General features: G+C 74.4%; 15 protein-coding genes. 6 read left to right on the top strand and 9 right to left on the bottom strand.

Going from position 1 to position 16482, the window contains the following annotated elements; all coding sequences use genetic code 11:
- Nucleotides 1-66: 66 nt before the first annotated feature.
- Together Q5694_RS15035 and Q5694_RS15030 are read left to right on the top strand one after the other, a co-directional pair.
- Nucleotides 67-1557 carry a vWA domain-containing protein gene (locus Q5694_RS15035; protein WP_333933438.1) on the top strand — a complete coding sequence of 497 codons (1491 nt, stop codon included), beginning with the start codon at nucleotides 67-69 and terminating at the stop codon, nucleotides 1555-1557.
- Nucleotides 1558-1654: 97 nt separating this feature from the next.
- Nucleotides 1655-3574: an AMP-dependent synthetase/ligase gene (locus Q5694_RS15030; protein ID WP_333933437.1), complete on the top strand. Its 1920-nt coding sequence runs from the start codon at nucleotides 1655-1657 to the stop codon at nucleotides 3572-3574.
- Between the two features lie 54 nt (nucleotides 3575-3628).
- Here the strand turns inward: Q5694_RS15030 and Q5694_RS15025 are convergent, their stop codons facing one another.
- The gene (locus Q5694_RS15025; RefSeq protein ID WP_333933436.1) at nucleotides 3629-4021 is read right to left on the bottom strand and encodes a rodlin; all 393 of its coding nucleotides are present in this window, start codon (nucleotides 4019-4021) and stop codon (nucleotides 3629-3631) included.
- A 245-nt stretch (nucleotides 4022-4266) separates the two neighbouring features.
- On the opposite strand from Q5694_RS15025, the gene rdlA reads away from it, so the two are divergent.
- The 3 genes from rdlA (at nucleotide 4267) to Q5694_RS15010 (ending at nucleotide 5906) form a co-directional block, all read left to right on the top strand.
- Entirely contained in the window at nucleotides 4267-4656 is a 390-nt protein-coding gene (gene rdlA / locus Q5694_RS15020) for a rodlin RdlA (protein WP_333933435.1), read from the top strand.
- Between the two features lie 206 nt (nucleotides 4657-4862).
- Nucleotides 4863-5114, top strand: coding sequence for a chaplin (locus Q5694_RS15015; RefSeq protein ID WP_333933433.1), 252 nt, complete (start codon nucleotides 4863-4865; stop codon nucleotides 5112-5114).
- A gap of 117 nt (nucleotides 5115-5231) precedes the next feature.
- Nucleotides 5232-5906, top strand: a complete 675-nt coding sequence (locus Q5694_RS15010; RefSeq protein WP_333933432.1) for a chaplin — start codon at nucleotides 5232-5234, stop codon at nucleotides 5904-5906.
- Nucleotides 5907-5957: 51 nt separating this feature from the next.
- On the opposite strand, the gene Q5694_RS15005 is transcribed toward Q5694_RS15010, so the two are convergent.
- Both Q5694_RS15005 and Q5694_RS15000 read right to left on the bottom strand, forming a co-directional pair.
- Nucleotides 5958-6170 (bottom strand): hypothetical protein, encoded by a 213-nt coding sequence (locus tag Q5694_RS15005; RefSeq protein WP_333933430.1) that lies wholly within the window; start codon nucleotides 6168-6170, stop codon nucleotides 5958-5960.
- A gap of 40 nt (nucleotides 6171-6210) precedes the next feature.
- Nucleotides 6211-7419 carry a carboxylate--amine ligase gene (locus Q5694_RS15000; protein ID WP_333933429.1) on the bottom strand — a complete coding sequence of 403 codons (1209 nt, stop codon included), beginning with the start codon at nucleotides 7417-7419 and terminating at the stop codon, nucleotides 6211-6213.
- Nucleotides 7420-7547: 128 nt separating this feature from the next.
- Between Q5694_RS15000 and Q5694_RS14995 the strand changes: the two genes are divergently transcribed.
- Nucleotides 7548-8879 carry a glycoside hydrolase family 26 protein gene (locus Q5694_RS14995; RefSeq protein ID WP_333933428.1) on the top strand — a complete coding sequence of 444 codons (1332 nt, stop codon included), beginning with the start codon at nucleotides 7548-7550 and terminating at the stop codon, nucleotides 8877-8879.
- A 38-nt stretch (nucleotides 8880-8917) separates the two neighbouring features.
- Here Q5694_RS14995 and Q5694_RS14990 read toward each other — a convergent pair whose 3' ends face one another.
- The 6 genes from Q5694_RS14990 to Q5694_RS14965 all read right to left on the bottom strand — a co-directional run bounded on the left by Q5694_RS14990 (nucleotide 8918) and on the right by Q5694_RS14965 (nucleotide 16480).
- The gene (locus Q5694_RS14990) at nucleotides 8918-10021 is read right to left on the bottom strand and encodes a GNAT family N-acetyltransferase (protein WP_333933427.1); all 1104 of its coding nucleotides are present in this window, start codon (nucleotides 10019-10021) and stop codon (nucleotides 8918-8920) included.
- A complete protein-coding gene (locus Q5694_RS14985; protein WP_333933425.1) occupies nucleotides 10018-10668 on the bottom strand; it encodes a lipopolysaccharide biosynthesis protein in 651 nt (216 codons plus the stop codon). The genes Q5694_RS14990 and Q5694_RS14985 overlap by 4 nt, the downstream gene beginning before the upstream one ends.
- The gene (locus Q5694_RS14980; RefSeq protein ID WP_333933424.1) at nucleotides 10665-11816 is read right to left on the bottom strand and encodes a glycosyltransferase; all 1152 of its coding nucleotides are present in this window, start codon (nucleotides 11814-11816) and stop codon (nucleotides 10665-10667) included. The genes Q5694_RS14985 and Q5694_RS14980 overlap by 4 nt, the downstream gene beginning before the upstream one ends.
- Nucleotides 11813-12580 carry a polysaccharide deacetylase family protein gene (locus Q5694_RS14975; protein ID WP_333933422.1) on the bottom strand — a complete coding sequence of 256 codons (768 nt, stop codon included), beginning with the start codon at nucleotides 12578-12580 and terminating at the stop codon, nucleotides 11813-11815. Before Q5694_RS14975 ends, Q5694_RS14980 begins: the two co-directional genes overlap by 4 nt.
- A complete protein-coding gene (gene murJ / locus Q5694_RS14970) occupies nucleotides 12564-14303 on the bottom strand; it encodes a murein biosynthesis integral membrane protein MurJ (protein WP_333933421.1) in 1740 nt (579 codons plus the stop codon). The genes Q5694_RS14975 and murJ overlap by 17 nt, the downstream gene beginning before the upstream one ends.
- A gap of 833 nt (nucleotides 14304-15136) precedes the next feature.
- Nucleotides 15137-16480, bottom strand: a complete 1344-nt coding sequence (locus Q5694_RS14965; protein WP_333933419.1) for an O-antigen ligase family protein — start codon at nucleotides 16478-16480, stop codon at nucleotides 15137-15139.
- Nucleotides 16481-16482 lie beyond the last annotated feature (2 nt).

Below are 16482 nucleotides of genomic sequence, written 5' to 3'. Positions count from 1 at the left end.
GTTCCGCCCCCGCGCGCCGTCACAGTCGCAAGAAGCCGACAGCAACGGACCCAGGGGGTACGGACGATGGGGCGGTACCGGACGCGCACACTGCTGCTCGCCCTGACGGCGGCGGGCGGACTGCTGCTCACCGCGTGCGGCGCGGGAGGGGACGCCGGCGACAGCAAGAGCGCCGACCGTGACGTCTCCGGCCCGCCCGCACCCGCCCGCAGCCAGGGCACCGACCCGTACGACGACCGTCGCGAGCAGCCCGGTCACCTCTCCACCTTCGCCCTCGACGTCGACACCGCCTCCTACGACTACGCCCGCCGCGCCCTGGCCGACGGCCGGCTGCCCGACCCCTCGACGATCCGCCCCGAGGAGTTCGTCAACAGCTTCCGCCAGGACTACGAACGCCCCGACGGCGACGGCTTCACCGTCACGGTCGACGGCGCCCGCACCGGGGACGAGGACTGGTCCCTGGTGCGCGTCGGCCTGGCCACCCGCCCGGCCGAACGCACCGGCGAACGCTCGCCCGCCGCCCTCACCTTCGTCATCGACGTCTCCGGGTCCATGGCCGAACCGGGCCGGCTGGACCTCGCGAGGAAGTCCCTCGCCGTGATGACGGCCCGGCTGCGCGACGACGACTCCGTCGCGCTCGTCACCTTCAGCGACGAGGCCGGGACCGTCCTGCCCATGACCCGCCTGGGCGGCAACCGCGACCGGATCCTCGACGCCGTCGACGACCTGGGGACCCGCGACTCCACCGACCTCGGCGCCGGCGTCGAGGAGGGCTACGAGACCGCCGTCCAGGGCCTGCGCCGGGGCGCCACCAACCGGGTCGTCCTCATCTCCGACGCCCTCGCCAACACCGGTGACACCGACGCCGACACGATCCTGGAGAAGATCGCCGGGGAGCGCCGCGAGCACGGGATCACCCTCTTCGGCGTCGGCGTCGGCAGCGACTACGGCGACGCCCTCATGGAACGCCTCGCCGACCGGGGCGACGGCCACACCGCCTACGTGTCCGACGAGGCCGAGGCGCGCACGGTGTTCGCCGAGCAACTCCCGCGCAACGTCGACCTCACCGCCCGCGACGCCAAGGCCCAGGTCGCCTTCGACCCGGCCACCGTCGAGGAGTACCGGCTGATCGGCTACGACAACCGCCGCGTCGCCGACGAGGACTTCCGCGACGACCGCGTCGACGGCGGCGAGGTCGGCCCCGGCCACACCGTCACCGCCCTGTACGCCGTGCGCACCCGGCCCGGCGCCGACGGGCACCTCGCCACGGCCACCGTCCGCTGGCTCGACCCCGCCACCCGTGACCCGCACGAGGAGAGCGGCGACCTGGAGACCGACGCCCTCGACGACTCCGTGTGGAGCGCCGGCCGCGGTCTGCGCACCACCGCCACGGCCGCCTACTTCGCCGACGCCCTCCGCCACGGCGACCCCGCCCTGCCGGGCGCCCCGCGGCTCGGCCGACTCGCCGACCGGGCGGACGACCTGGCGGACCGCACCGAGGACGCGGAGATCCGGCGTCTCGCCCGGGCGATCCGCACCGCGCACCGCCTGATGTGACCCCCGCCCCATTGACCCCCGACTACGCATGGGTAAGTTGACTCCGGAGTAAGTAAGTACGGCAGCACGTCAGCCGCAGCCGCGACCGGGAGCCGTCATGGGCGTACGCAAGGATCTGCAACGGGCCAAGCACCGCACCGACCTGGCGGTCAGGGCCGAGACCGTCCGGGACGAGCGGGGTGTCGTCCGCGAGGCACGCACGGCCCTCCTCGCGCCCCGCCCGACGACCGGCAGCACCGCCGACATCCCCTTCACCAACGCGGCCGAGGACCCCGACGCCGTCGTGCTGCGCCGCGAACGGCACGGCGGCTGGCAGCCCGTCACGGCGGCGGCCTTCGCCCGCGAGGTCACCGCCGTGGCCAAGGGCCTGATCGCGGCCGGACTCGAACCGGGCGGCCGCGTCGCGATCATGTCCCGCACCCGCTACGAGTGGACGGTGCTCGACTTCGCCGTCTGGTCCGCCGGCGGCCAGAGCGTGCCCGTCTACGCCACCTCCTCCGCCGACCAGGTCGAATGGATCGTCCGCGACTCGGGCGCCCGGTACGTCGTCGCGGAGACGGCCGCGAACGCCGCGACGGTCCGCGCGGGCACCGCCTCCCACGCCGAACCGCCTCGCGTCTGGCACCTCGACGGCGGCGCCCTCGACGACCTCACCGCCCTCGGCCGGGACGTCCCCGACGAGGAGGTCACCGAACGCCGCACCGCCCTGACCCCCGGCACCACGGCGACCCTGTGCTACACCTCCGGCACCACCGGACGCCCCAAGGGCTGCGTCCTCACCCACGCCAACCTGCACGCCGAGGCCGCCAACACCGTCGAGCTGCTGCACCCGTTGTTCGAGGCGGTCACCGGCGAGACCGCCTCGACCCTGCTGTTCCTGCCGCTCGCGCACATCCTGGGCCGCACCCTGCAGATCGCCTGCCTGATGGCCCGCATCGAGACCGGCCACTGCCCCGGCATCAAACCCGACGAACTGCGCCCCGCCCTCAAGGCGTTCCGGCCCACCTTCCTGGTCGGCGTGCCCTACCTCTTCGAGAAGATCCACGACACCGGCCGCGCCACCGCCGAGAAACTCGGCCGCGGTGCCTCCTTCGACCGCGCGCACCGCGTCGCCGTCCGCTTCGGCGAGGCCCACATGAACAGGTTCCTGGGCCGAGGCAAGGGCCCCGGCCCGGGTTTGCGCGCCGCCCACGCCCTGTACGACCTGCTGGTCTACCGCCGCATCCGCAAGGAACTGGGCGGCCGCATGCGCTACGCCATCAGCGGCGGCAGCCCCCTGGACCGCGAGCTGAACCTCTTCTTCTACGCGGCCGGCATCCTGATCTACGAGGGCTACGGCCTCACCGAGACCACCGCCGCGGCAACCGTCGTCCCGCCGCTCGGCCCCCGCCCCGGCACGGTCGGCCTGCCGGTCCCCGGCACCGCCGTCCGCATCGCCGACGACGGCGAGGTCCTCATCAAGGGCGGCATCGTCTTCGGCGCCTACTGGAACAACCCGGCCGCGACCGCCGACGTGCTGGACGACGGCTGGTTCGCCACCGGCGACCTCGGCTCCCTCGACGAGGACGGCTACCTCACCATCACCGGCCGCAAGAAGGACATCCTCGTCACCACCGGCGGCAAGAACGTCTCCCCCGCCGTCCTGGAGGACCGCCTGCGCAGCCGCCCGCCCGTCGGCCAGTGCCTCGTCGTCGGCGACAACCGCCCCTATGTCGCCGCCCTGATCACGCTCGACCCCGACGCCCTCGCGCACTGGCTCGCGGTCCGCGAACTCCCCGCCGACACCCCGCTGTCCGAGCTGGTCCGCGACGAACGGCTGCGCGCCGACGTCCAGAAGGCCGTCGACCACGCCAACAAGGCCGTCTCGCGCGCCGAGTCGATCCGCGCCTTCGCCCTGGTCGAGGGCGAGTTCACCGAGGAGAACGGACTGCTCACCCCGTCCCTGAAGGTCAAACGCCAGGCGGCGACGGCCGCGTACGCGGAGCAGATCGAGGCGCTGTACGCGCCCGGTCGCTGAGACATGACGAAGGCGGCCCACCGGCATGACCGGCGGGCCGCCCTCGGCCGCGTGTCAGTCCTCGCTGTTGGAGGAGAGGATCGACACGTCCTCCAGGAAGTGCGCCAGCGCACCGTCGCGCTTGGCCTGGGTGGAGTTCTCCACGCACTGCTGGTTCATGTCGTCCGACAGGATCGGGATGTCCTGGATCGGCACCAGGTTGACCACGGGCACGTTGATGTCGTTGAGGGCGATGCACGGCTTGTTGAACGAGCCCTGGATCAGCGCCATCTGCGGGCTCATGTTCCCGTACGTGGACGAGTTGCCGAAGCTCTGCATGGCGCCGTTTCCGTTCACGGACGTGGGGCCGCTGTCGTCGCCGATTGCCATCGCCTGCGGGGCCGCGGCAGCGGAGGCACCCACGATGGAAGCGGCGATCGCTGCAGTGGCAATAACCTTCTTGATCACTGGCCAGTCCTTTCTGAGGAAACCCCGTCCACCGGAGCCTCCTGGTCAACTGGACGAGCGCCGTACGGTTTCTCCCGATCACCCTGTCAGCCGATCGCGAGACAGTTTGTGTGTTAGTCGTTCCCGATGATTGTCCGGCGGTTGGATGCAGTGCGGGCCAACCGGGTGAACACCCGCAACCAATCATCCGGCGCCGGGTTGATGAGGCCGTAGGACATGCGTCGCTACGAGGAAAGGAACGCGAAGTGCTCAAGAAGGCAATGGTCGCCGCAGCGGCCGCCGTCTCTGTCATCGGTATGTCAGCGGCGGCTGCTCCCCAGGCTCTTGCCGTCGGGGACGACTCCGGGCCGTCCGTGGCCAACGGAAACGGCGCCTCGTCGTCATTCGGCAACTCGGCGACCAAGGGCGACATGAGCCCGCAGCTGTCCCTGGTCGACGGCACGCTCAACAAGCCGTGTGCCGGGCTGGAGGACATCAACGTCGCCGTCATCAACATCGTTCCGATCCAGGATGTGCCGATCCTGTCGGACGACCTGGCTCAGCAGTGCGCCGACAACTCCACCCAGAGCAAGCGCGACGGTGCGCTGTCGCACATCCTGGAGGACCTGTCGGTCCTGTCGGCGAACGGCGACTGATCCGCACCGCACGCAGCCCGGGCGGCCCGCCGGAATTCCGGTGGGCCGCCCGGCCGTATCCGCACCTTTTGCTGGGGCATTCGGGTGAATTCCCCGGCGCGGTACGTTGCTCAGTTTCCCGAGCTGTCAATTCCTCGTTTGCAGGCTGCAGGTCATGGTGCGAGCCGTACAAGCTGTGCTCGCTCGGTTTCGGCCGTCAAAGGGGCATGACCGCAGAGAAGGGAAGTTTCATGAAGAAGAGCGCTGCTGTCGTCGCGGGCGCGATCATGGCGCTGGGCATGGCCACCCCGGCCATGGCGGACGCGGGTGCCCAGGGTGCCGCCGTCGGTTCCCCCGGTGTCCTCTCCGGCAACGTGATCCAGATCCCCGTGCACATCCCGATCAACCTGTGCGGCAACACCGTGAACATCATCGCCGCGCTCAACCCGGCGTTCGGCAACGTGTGCGTGAACGACTGACGCGGTAACGCGCCAGCAGCACCGGTTGCGACCTGGCCGGCCCCGGGACCTCACCTTCCGTTCCGGGGCCGGCTTTTCCCACTTCCACGAGCTTTCACGAGCAGAAGGACAACGAGATTGCGACAGACCCTGAGCAGGGGAATGGTCGCGGCGGCAGCCGCGACGGGCATCCTGTCCCTGTGCGGCGGCGCCGCGCTCGCCGACACGACGGCCGACGGAGCGGCCAAGGGTTCGCCGGGCGCGGTGTCCGGCAACAACGTCCAGGTCCCGGTCGAGGTGCCGCTGAACGCCTGCGGCAACACCGTCGACGTGGTCGCCGCGCTCAACCCCGCCTTCGGCAACTCCTGCGCCAACGGATCGGACGCCGGTGAGGGCCGCGAGCGGCACGACTCCTCCGGCACCTCCCTGCCCGACGGCGACGACACCTCCCGCGGTCACGCCGAGGACCCGCCGTCCGGCGGCGGATACGGCGACGAGGAATACGGGGACGACGGCGGGTACGGGGACGACGACGGCGGGTACGGCTACGGCGACACCCCTCCCACCAAGCCCCCGCAGACGCCCCCGGCCACACCCCCGCACACCCCTCCCGCGACCACGCCCCCGCACACACCCCCGCCGGGCGGACACGAGTCGACGCCCCCGGCGACGCCCCCCGGCGGACCGGGACAGCCGCCGAGTCTCGCCGAGACCGGTGCCGACGCGCTCTACGGAGCGGCCGCCGCCAGTGCCGTGCTGATCACGGGCGGCGTCGTGCTCTACCGCCGCGGCCGGGCCGCACACCACCGCTGACACGACGGGTGCCGGACGCAAGCGCCCGGCACCCGTCCACGGTTGGTCGGATCAGCAGTCGGCCGGGTAGAAGAACCCGATCAGCGGCAGACCCAGCAGGAGCAGGCCCAGACTGTCGTGCTCCTTGCACTCACTGGAGGTGGACGACGACGAGTCGAGTCGCGGGAGGAAGTCCGCTTCGGCGGCGGACGCCGTGCCGCCGAGGACGGAGACGCTCAGGGCGAGGCTGGTGAGCACCGTGGCGGTGCGCTTCATGTGAGTCATGAGCACAAGTTAGACATTTAAGTAGGAAAGTCACGTACTTCTACCGAGCCAGCCGGGTGAAGCACCCCGTGGGCACGGGGTGCAGACGGTCCAGGACCCGGCCCGCCGCGTGCCGGGTCCACAGACGCCACATCGCCCGGCCCGGTGCCCGGTCGTCCGGTGCGTACCAGGCCAGTTCGCGTCCCGCCGGCGCCGGACGCAGCGCGCTCAGCGGTGCGTAGTTCTCCACCACGAACGCCCGCCCGGGCCGCGGCACCCCCACCGGCAGCGGACGGTTCGTCAGGTCCAGGTGCAGCGCCCGTACGACGTCCAGGCCCGCCGTGTCGGTGAACAGACGGAACTGCGCCCCGGGACGCGGGTTGAAGTCGAGCAGGTGGTAACGGCCCGTCCGGCCGCAGCGGCGGAAGTCCAGGTCGAGGATGCCGCGATAGCCCAGGGCCCGCGTGATCCGCTCGGCCAGGGCCCCGATCTCCGGGTTCGCCGTCCAGCGGCCCACCGACGTCAGGCCCGCCCCGCGCGGCCGTGCCCGCTGCTTGCGGCCGGTGCCGCCGGCCCGCACCGCCCCGGAGCGGTCGGCGTACCCGTGGACGAACCAGTCCCGGTCCCGGCCCGGCGGCAGGAACGCCTGCAACAACAGCCGGCTGCCCGCCTCCCGCGAGCGCGCGTACAGCTCCCGTGCCTGCCGGGAGGAGCGCACCAGCACCGTGCTGCGCAGCCCGGCACCCGGCGGCAGCAGCCAGGGCCTGCTCCACTTCGCCACCACCGGCAGGCCCAGACGCGCGACGGCCGAGACGGCCTCGGCCGGGCTGTCCGGGGTGATCGTCTCCGGGTGCGCGACGTCCAGCGCGGCGCACGTCCCGGCCAGTTCGGCCTTGTCGGCGACGCGGTCGCACAGGTCGCCCGGCATCAGCGGCAGCAGGTACCACGGCGCCAGTTCCTCGCGCATCCGGCCCACCGCGAGAGCGCTCGCGTCGTCCATCGGCACCAGCACCGCCGGTCGCCCGACCCGGGCCGCGACAGCGCGCAGCACCCGCACGACCCCGGCCGGGTCGGCCCCGGGCGGCGGGGGCGTGTGCACCCCCCGGACGAAGCAGGAGCGGCGGACGGGACTGCCCGCGCAGTCGGCGACCACATGCACGTCCACCCCCGCTCTGCCCAGCGAGCGGACCGCGCCGAGGGTCCCGTGGTGAAAGGGGTTCCGGTCGATCCGCAGCACAACCGCGGGGACGCGAACATCGAGCAGCGACACGAACTCATTCCTTCGGACTGGGTCACCGGTGCGGGCGAGGGGGCCACTCGAAAGCCTCAGCGGCGGTGGCGTGAATGACTTTCATATGACTGAGTGTCAGTAAGCGGAGACGAGCGAAAGGGGCGCCCATGGCCACACGGCAGCGACGCGCACGGTCCCGGCGGCTGGCATTCGTCGCGGCGGCGGTGGCCGCGACAGCGGTCCTGGCGTCCGGCCAGACGATCGCCGCGGGCGCGGGAACGGCACGGTCCGACGAACCGGCACCACCGGCGATGCCGGCCACCCCGGCGGCGACCGCCGCCCCGGCCGGCACCGGGACGCCCGCACCGGGCGGTACGGAGCCGGGCACGGCGACCCCCGCACCCACCACGTCCGCCCCGCCGGCGCGCACCGCCCCGGCCGTCGGCGCCTACCTCGACTACGGCCCCCGCGGGGTGGCCCGCATCGCCCAGCTGAGCACCTGGCTCGGCGGCGCGGACCTGCGCGTCGGGCACACCTACCTGCCCGGCGACCGCTGGAGCAACATCGAGGGCCGCCCCGGGTTCCTCGACGTGTGGGCCAACTGGCGCCGTGAGAAGCCCGACCGGATGTTCGTCCTCAACGTGCCGATGATGGAGCGCAACGAGGAGGGCGTGTCCGACCGCGAGGTGCGCCGGCTGCTGCGCGAGGCCGCGGCCGGCCGGTTCGACCACCACTTCCGCGCGCTCGGCGAGCGGCTGGTCGAACTGGGCGTGCCGGACACCGTCCTGGTGCTCGGCTGGGAGATGAACGGCATCACCTACACCCACCGCTGCGGACCCGACCCGGAGGCCTGGAAGCAGTACTGGAACCGGATCGTCACCACCATGCGCGCGGTGCCGGGTCAGAAGTTCCGGTTCGACTTCGCCCCGAGCCGGGGCCGGGACGCCGTGCCCTGGACGGAGTGCTACCCGGGCGACGACACCGTCGACATCATCGGCCTGGACGCCTACGACCAGCCCCGGGGCATGCCGTTCGAGGAGCAGGTGTCGGAGCCGTACGGGCTGCAGCACCACGTGGACTTCGCCAAGGCGCACGGCAAGGCCATCTCGTTCCCCGAGTGGGGGCTGTTCCGCAACGGCGACAACCCCGAGTACATGAGGCGCATGCTCGCGTGGATGGACGAGCACAAGCCGCTCTACCAGACGCTGACGGACTACTGCCCGCACGGCGTGTGGCAGTGCGGGGCCAATCCCCGGGCGTCCGAGGTCTACCGGTCGTTCCTCTTCGGCCGCAAGGACCCGGACCCCACCACGCCCCCCACACCCACCGCACCGGCCCAGACCCCGAGCCCGACCCCGACGCCCACACCACAGCCGAGTCAGCCCGCCCCGGCGCGGCCGGAGGACTGCTCGCCGCTGGACCTCGGCGACTGGGTGGAGTACTGGATCGGCGGGAAGCTGTGCCTGCGCCTGGACTGGTGGTCGCGCAACACGCGCTAGCCCGGGAGGGGACGTGCGTGCCGCGGCGGCGGGCCCGGTCAGGGCCGGCCGCCGCGGTCGCGCTCGCGCGGTCCGCGCAGCAGGTCCTTGCCGTGCCGGCGTGCCGCCGCGTCGCACAGGGCCGCGGCCAGCAGCGGCACCGCGTGCCGGCGGGCCAGCAGCAGCCGCTGGTTCACCACCGCCCGCGGACGCCAGTGGTGCTTGTACGGCTCGTTGCCGCGCAGCAGGCTGAGGGTGCCGGGCGGCCCGTCCTTGAGGTGGGTGACCGTCGAGTCCAGCAGCATCGCCGCCACGTCCGCCTTGCGCTCGCGCAGCACCGGGTGCGCGCCGTACAGGTAACCGCCCGCGAGACTCGGCGAGAGCAGCGTCACGTCGACCGCCACGACCTCGTCGTCGAGGCGGAACTCGGTCACCACCGCGTCCCCGGAGCACACCATCGCACCGACCGCCCGCACCAGGTGCTCGCGGAACCTCGGCCGCAGATGCTCCGACGTCACCTTCCGCCCCTGCCACTGCAGCCGGTGCAGCTCCAGCAGCCGCACCAGGGCGGCCTCGACCTCGCCGGGGGCGACGACGTGGCGCTGGACGCCGAGCGCGTCCAGCCGGCGCAGTTTGGCGCGCAGCCGCTGCTGGGTCTTCGAGGGCAGCCGGGCGATCAGTTCGCCCATGGGCGCGGCCGGCAGTTCCAGGCACACCGAGTCGTCCACCCGCCGCCGCGGCCCGGCCCACTGCTCGTAGAGCCGCTCGGCCACCCCGCCCGGCCGTACCTCGCGCAGGTCGATCAGCGCGCCGCGGGCGGCGTCCGACAGCGCGCCGGACAGCACCGCGAGCGGCTCGTCGCCGTGCTCGTCGGCCAGCAGGACGTCCCCGTAGTCGGAGATGGCCCCGCCCAGCGGCACCAGTGCGGGCAGCGGATGCCGTACGCGCATCAGCGGGGCCGCCGCGGCCAGTTCTCCGCCCGCGCCGCGCACCAGCACCAGCCGCAGCCGGGCGCGGTCGCCGTAGGACCGCCACCACGAGTGCAGCCAGGCGTGGCTCTGGAACGGGGTGGCGCGGGCGCAGCGCCGGTGCAGCCGGTTCCAGTCGTCGGCCACATCCGCGAAGCCCCGCTCGTCGGTGACCAGTTCGGCGCGGTACGTCACAGCTGCCGCTGCGCGTCGGCGGCGAAGGCCGGACCGGGCACGGAGGCCGGGCGGCCGGGGCCCGCGGCGGCCCGCCGCGGCCGGACCAGCAGCGCGAGACCGCCCAGCAGCCCGCCCGCGCTCGCCCCGACCAGACCGGTCACCCCGGCGGACGCCGAGGACGGCTCGTCCGGGTTCACGGCGCGGGCGAACTGCCGCAGTTCGACGTGGGTGGACGGCTCGGCGTCCTCGGCGTGCCGGGTCAGCGCCCGGGCCACGGCGTTGGCCATGTCGGCGGCCAGTTCCGGGCGCTGTGAGGTCGCCGTGACCGACACCATCGGCGCGTCCGGCGAGGTCGCGGTCCGGACACTGCCCCGCAGGGTCTCCACGGGCACGCCCGCCCACACCTGCGCGTCCCCGAGCACCGCGAGCTGGGTGGCGACGCGGCCGTAGGCCTGGGCGAAACCGAGGGCGGTGGCGGTGTCGGACTTCGCCGTCGGCACGGCCACGACGTAACTGGTCGCCGTGTACTCCGGTGTCCGGACCAGCCCGTACGCGCCGCCGAGCAGTCCGCCTGCCACGGCCCCGGCCGCGAGCAGGGACCAGGGGGGCAGGGACCGGGTGAGGGCGGAGGCCTGGCGGTGCTGCCGTGCGGGGGTGTCGGTCATGAGGTGCGGGCTTCCTGGGACGGGGCGGGCAGGGGACGGGATACCGCGGCGGCGTAGACGTCCATGAGCCGTGCGGCGCTGCGGGTGATGCAGTAGTGGCGGGCGGCCTCGGGCACCGTGCGCGGCCCGGGCCCCTGACGGCGTACGTCCATCAGGGCCCGGGCGTACGCGTCCGGGCCGCCGGTGACGTGGCGGGCGGCCGGCGCGGCGGACGCGGGCAGGTCCTGCAGGGCGGGGCACGAGGCGTAGAGCACCGGCAGCCCGGCCGCCAGCGCCTCCACGACGGCCAGACCGAACGCCTCCTCCGGGGACGGGGAGGCCAGGACGTCCATCGCGGAGGTCAGTGACGGCAGGTCGGGGCCGGGCGTGCCGTCCGGGACGTAGGGGCGTTCGCCGGCGAACAGCACCCGGTCGGCGACCCCGGCCGCCCGGGCGGTGCGGCGCAGCACGTCCTCCTCCGGTCCGGCGCCCACCAGCAGCAGCCGGTGGTCGGCGGGCAGGTGGGTCAGCGCCCGGATCAGCGTGCCGAAGCGCTTGCCGGGGGCGAGGCGGCCGACCGCGCCGACGACGAACGCGTCCTGCGGCAGTCCCAGCAGGCGGCGGGTCTCGGCGCGCCGGTCCGGGTCGTAGCGGAAGCGGGCCACGTCGATGCCGTTGGGCACGACCTCGATGCGCGGCCCGGGTACGCCCCAGCGCTCGAGCCGCTCGGCGACCGTGGGGGACACGGCGACCGTGGTCCGGCCGAGCCGCTCGCCCGCCAGGTACAGGGCGCGCACCCCGGCGTTCAGGGGCCGGCCCTCCATCTGAGAGTCGCCCAGGGAGTGCTCGGTGGCGACGACCGCCCTGACCCCCGCGAGGCGCGCGGCGATCCGGCCGTAGAGGCACGCGCGGTACAGGTGGGTGTGCACGAGCTGGTAACCGCCGCGGCGGATGAGCCGCACCAGCCGGGGCAGGGTGGCCAGATCGCGGTTGCCCGCCATGCCGAGGTGGTGCACGCGCACCCCGTCGGCGGCGAGCCCGGCCGCGACCGCGCCCGGGTTGGTCAGCGTCACCACGTCGCAGTCGACGGGCAGGTGCCTCAGCAGCAGCCGCAGTTGCTGCTCGGCACCGCCCACGCCGAGGCCGGTGATGATGTGCAGGGCCTTCACCGCGGCTCCTGGACGGCTCGGCGGCGCAGCCGGTGCAGCCGGTACTTCAGGAACAGCCGTACGCCGGTGTCGTTCTGGCCGATGTGCACCCGCGGCAGGGCGTGCGGGCCGCCGAGGGGGCCGGGGTCGATCGCGCAGCCGTAGGTGTAGCCCGCCTCGCGCACGGCCGCGACGGCCCGGGCGTCCAGGGTGCCGTACGGGTAGCAGAAGCCGGCGGGCGCGGTACCCGTCAGCTCCGCGAGCACGGTCCTGCTGCCCTCCGTCTCCGACGTCAGCGTGGCGTCGTCGGCCTTGGTCAGGTCGACGTGGGTCAGGCCGTGCGAGCCGATCTCGATGCCCTCGGCGGCGGCCTGCCTCACGCCCTCGGCGGTCAGCAGCCGCTTGCGCGGGCCCAGCGGGTCCCAGGCGTTGTCGCCGCCGAGCCGGCCCGGCAGCACGAACAGGGTGGCGCCGCAGTCGTGGCGGCGCAGCACGGGCAGGGCTTCCGTGACGAAGTCGGCGTACCCGTCGTCGAAGGTGAGCCCGACCAGGCCGCGGCCCGCGCCCCGGGCCCGGGCGGCCAGCAGTTCGGCCATGGACACCCCGCGCAGGCCGCGCCGCCGCAGCCAGCCCAGCTGCCGGTCCAGCCGCTCGGGCGAGACCGTCACGCGGTACGGGTCGTCCGCGGGGTCACCGACGGAGTGGTACATCGCCACGAACAGGACCGGTCCGGCGCCGGGTCCGGTGTCGGTTCGGGCGTCGGGGGAGTCAACGGGTGCGGCCATGAGGGAGCCTTCGTGAGACGGAACGGAGGGACTGCAGCGCGGTGACGCAGCCCTGGTCGCCCAGGGCGCGGCCGAGCGGGAGGAAGACGACGGCGACGGTGACGGCACCGGCGGTGAGGGCGAGCAACGGCGAGCCGGACCGGCCCGCCGCCCAGGCACCGGCCAGCGTCGCGGGCACCGCCGCACCCACCGGCCTGGCCAGCTGGGCCCAGACCCGCCGGGTACGGATCGGCACACCGCGCCCGGCCAGCCCGGCCATGAGGAGGGCGGCCGTGACGGTGATGCCGGCGGCGTTGGCGGCGGCGATCCCGCGTACGCCCCACGGCCCCACCGCCCAGGCGCCCGCCACGGCGGTGACGGCGAGGCCCGCGGCCATCGCGCCGAGCGGGAACCAGGTGACGCGCCCGGCCGAGAAGTAGGAGCGGATCAGGGCGCCGACCAGGGTGTGCGCGAGGAGGCCGAGGGCGTAGACGCGCATCACCTCGACCGTCGCCGCGGTGTCCCGGGCGGTGAACGCGCCCCGCTGCAGGAGCAGTTCGACGATCTGCGGGGCGCAGGCCACGACCACCGCCCCGCCGGCCAGCACCATCGAGGCGGCCAGCGCGAGGTCGCGCTCGACCCGGCCGCGGGCCCGCTCGGTGTCCCCCTCGGCCAGGGCCCGGGCGACCACCGGGAAGGTGACCGTGCACAGCATCAGCGACAGGGTCATCGGGATCTGGGCGATCTTCTGCGCGAAGTTGAGGTGCGAGATGGCACCGGCCGGCAGCGCGGAGCCGAGGAACCGCTCGATCAGCACCTGGGACTGACGGCACAGCGCGAACAGCAGGACCGCGGCCAGCAGCGCGACGCCCATCGCGCGCCCGTCGCCCGCCCCGGTGGCCGGCCGCGCTGCCGCGGCGCCCTTGTGACGCAACTCCCGCCACAGCACCGGCACCTGCGCCAGCACCATGAGACAGCCGCCGAACGCCACGCCGGCCGCGGCCGCCCGCACGCCCCACCGCCCGCCCAGCAGAAGCACGGCCGTGATGATGCCGGTGTTGTACGCGACGTAGATCGCAGCCGGGGCGAGGAACCGGCGGTGGGCGCGCAGGGCCGCGCTGCAGTAGCCGGCGAGGCCGAACGACAGCACGCAGGTGGCGGTGAGCCGGGTGCAGTCGACCGCGAGCCCCGGGTCGGGCAGGCCGGGGGCCAGGACCCCGACCACCTGCGGCGCGAGGACGGCCAGGAGCGCGCCCACGGCGGCGAAGGCCAGGGCCAGCCGGGGCAGCGTGTGGGCGACCAGTGACCGGACGGGGTCCCCGGCCGCGCCGCCGGCCCGCCGGGCCAGGGCCATGCTGAACGCCGGGATCAGGGCGATCGCCAGCCCGTCCTCGATGAGCAGCGTGGCGGCGAACTCCGGCACGGTCCACGCCACGAGGAACGCGTCCGTCGCACTCCCGGCGCCGAACATCCGCGCCAGCGTCTGGTCCCGCACCAGCCCCAGCAGGGCTCCCGCCGCCGACAGCACGGCGGTGAGCAGGGCGGCCCGGGCGAGGAACCCGCGCGTGGCGGGCGCGTCCGCGGGGGCCGAGGCGGGAGGCGTCCCCGGCACGGACTCCACCGGGGGCGAGGGTGCTGCCCCGGCGGCGGGTGGCGCCTGCCGGGTGGGTGAGCTGGTGCCAGTGACCCGGCGCCGGGCCGACGGACCCGGGGCAGCACCGACCGTGCGGGGCCCGTCCGACATGCTGGGAGAGACCGGCCCCCCGGGAAGCGGTACTCCGTCGACCTCCGAACCCGGTCGGGTGGCTGCACCCGGTCCGGTGGCCGAAGCGGATCCGGTGGCCGAACCCGAGTCGGCAGCCGAAGTAGGCCCACTGGCGGGGGCGGGCCCGGTGGCCGGGGCGGACCCGGTAGCGGGGGGCCGCCCGGTGGTCGAGGCGGGTCCGGTGGGCGAAGCCGGTCCGGTGGCCGGGGCCGGCTCGGTGGGCGAAGCGGATCCGGTGGCCGAACCCGAGTCGGCATCCGAAGTAGGCCCGCTGGCGGGGGCGGGCCCGGTGGCCGGGGCGGACCAGTCAGCGGGGAGCCGTCCGGTGGCCGGGGCCGGTCCGGTGGTCGAGGCGGGTCCGGTGGGCGAAGCCGCTCCGGTGGGCGTAACCGGTCCGGTGGGCGTAACCGGTCCGGTGGTCGAGGCGGGTCCGGTGGGCGAAGCCGGTCCGGTGGCCGGGGCGGGTCCGGTGGGCGTAACCGGTCCGGTGGGCGTAACCGGTCCGGTGGTCGAGGCGGGTCCGGTGGGGGAAGCCGGTCCGGTGGTCGAGGCGGAGCCGACAGTCGAAGCAGGCCCAGTGGCTGAAGGCCGCCCGGTAACCCCGGCCGGATCGGTAGTCCCGGCCGGATCGGTGTCCCGGGTCCGATCGGCGGCCCGGGACGAATCGGCCGTCCGGGCCGGGGTGGCCGATGGGGCTTCTGGTGGGCGCCCGGCCGCCGGGATGCGGGGGACCGCCGAGGGGCCCCAGGTCGCCGGCGCCGGTCCAGGGAACCCCGCCGCCCCGCCCGGACCCGTCTGTTCTGGCGTCACCGTCATCGTGTCGGCGCCTCCTGTGCCGCACCCCGGGCGCCCGGCGCGGCGACGGCCGGTCCGGCCGCGGTGAGACCCGCCCGCTCCGACAGGCCCCACCACGCGGCCAGGCCGAAGCACATCGCCGTCAGGACCGTCGACGGGCCGCCGATGTCGGCGTAGGCGAAGTCGGTCAGCTGCCACACGAGCAGGCCCGAGGCGACCAGGCCGCAGTCCAGGCCGGGGCCGGCCGCGCGGCGGGTGCGCCACAGGGCGCGCACGGCGCACAGCAGCAGTGCCAGCCAGCTGCCCACCAGGGCCAGCAGGCCGATCAGCCCTTGCTCGGCCAGGACGAGCAGGTACATGTTGTGCGGGGACAGCAGCGGCTGCTTGCGGAAGGCCGCCCCCGCACCCTCGGTGTCGCTCCCCGCCGACAGGGCCAGCGAGGAGTGCCCGTCGCGGTGTTCGGGGAAGCCCTTCAGGCCGACCCCGGCCAGCGGGTGCTCGCCCCACATGCCCGTCGCCGCGGCCCACATGGTGTACCGGTCGGTCACCGACTGGTCGGGCGCGTCGGCGACCCGCGTGATGCTGCTGATCCGCTCCTGCAGCATCGCCGTACCGACGCCGAATCCGCCCACCAGGATCACGCTCGCCGCGACCACCACGGCCCCGGCCGGCAGCGCCCGCCGCAGCCCTGACAGCAGCAGCTGCACCACGCACGTCACCGCCGTCGCGATCCACGCCCCGCGGCTGAACGACACCGCCAGCGGCGGCAGCAGCAGCAACGCGCAGGCGAGGGCGATCACCCGCTGCCGCACCGGCGCACCGCCCAGCGCGAGACCCACCGCGCAGACCAGCCCGAGGGAGACCACCGTGGCCATGCCCATCACGTCCTGCGCCCCGAACGTGCCCACGGCCCGCACCGGGCGGCCCTGGTAGGAGGCGCCGGTCGCGGTCGCGTACTGGTGCACGCCGACGGCCCCCTGCCACACCGCCAGCCCCACGAACGACCAGGCCAGCAGCCGGAAATCGGCCCGGTCCCGCAGGAGCAGCAGCACGGCCAGCGGCACGAGCACGAAAACCTGCAGGTAGCGGCCGAGGCCGACGAGTCCCTCGCCCGGCGACACCGCCCCCGCCGCCGCGACGGCCACCCCCAGCACCGGCAGCCCCAGCACCACGGCCGCCGTGGGGGACAGGGGCCGCTCGCGGTCCCGGACGAGACGGACCACGCACGTCAGCACGACCAGCGCGGACACCGCGTCCGCCGGGCCGGCGCCGCCCTCCCCGCCCGGCCCCAGCGGCAGGGCGAGCAGGACGACGACGGCCAGCAGGGGAAGTACGGGCGCGTACGCCCCGACCCGGGTCATGC

It is taken from the genome of Streptomyces sp. AHA2 (assembly GCF_036857595.1).
Lineage (GTDB): Bacteria > Actinomycetota > Actinomycetes > Streptomycetales > Streptomycetaceae > Streptomyces.
The sequence above is the reverse complement of the archived record's forward strand: the minus strand, read 5'-3'. Positions and strand labels throughout refer to the sequence as shown.

Excerpts from the sequence above, each read along its gene's own strand:
- Q5694_RS15005 (WP_333933430.1), bottom strand. The coding sequence starts at position 6,170 with ATGACTCACATGAAGCGCACCGCCACGGTGCTCACCAGCCTCGCCCTG.
- Q5694_RS15035 (WP_333933438.1), top strand. The coding sequence starts at position 67 with ATGGGGCGGTACCGGACGCGCACACTGCTGCTCGCCCTGACGGCGGCG.
- Q5694_RS15015 (WP_333933433.1), top strand. The coding sequence starts at position 4,863 with ATGACCGCAGAGAAGGGAAGTTTCATGAAGAAGAGCGCTGCTGTCGTC.
- Q5694_RS14995 (WP_333933428.1), top strand. The coding sequence starts at position 7,548 with ATGGCCACACGGCAGCGACGCGCACGGTCCCGGCGGCTGGCATTCGTC.
- murJ (WP_333933421.1), bottom strand. The coding sequence starts at position 14,303 with ATGTCGGACGGGCCCCGCACGGTCGGTGCTGCCCCGGGTCCGTCGGCC.
- Q5694_RS14975 (WP_333933422.1), bottom strand. The coding sequence starts at position 12,580 with ATGGCCGCACCCGTTGACTCCCCCGACGCCCGAACCGACACCGGACCC.
- Q5694_RS15030 (WP_333933437.1), top strand. The coding sequence starts at position 1,655 with ATGGGCGTACGCAAGGATCTGCAACGGGCCAAGCACCGCACCGACCTG.
- Q5694_RS14985 (WP_333933425.1), bottom strand. The coding sequence starts at position 10,668 with ATGACCGACACCCCCGCACGGCAGCACCGCCAGGCCTCCGCCCTCACC.
- Q5694_RS14965 (WP_333933419.1), bottom strand. The coding sequence starts at position 16,480 with ATGACCCGGGTCGGGGCGTACGCGCCCGTACTTCCCCTGCTGGCCGTC.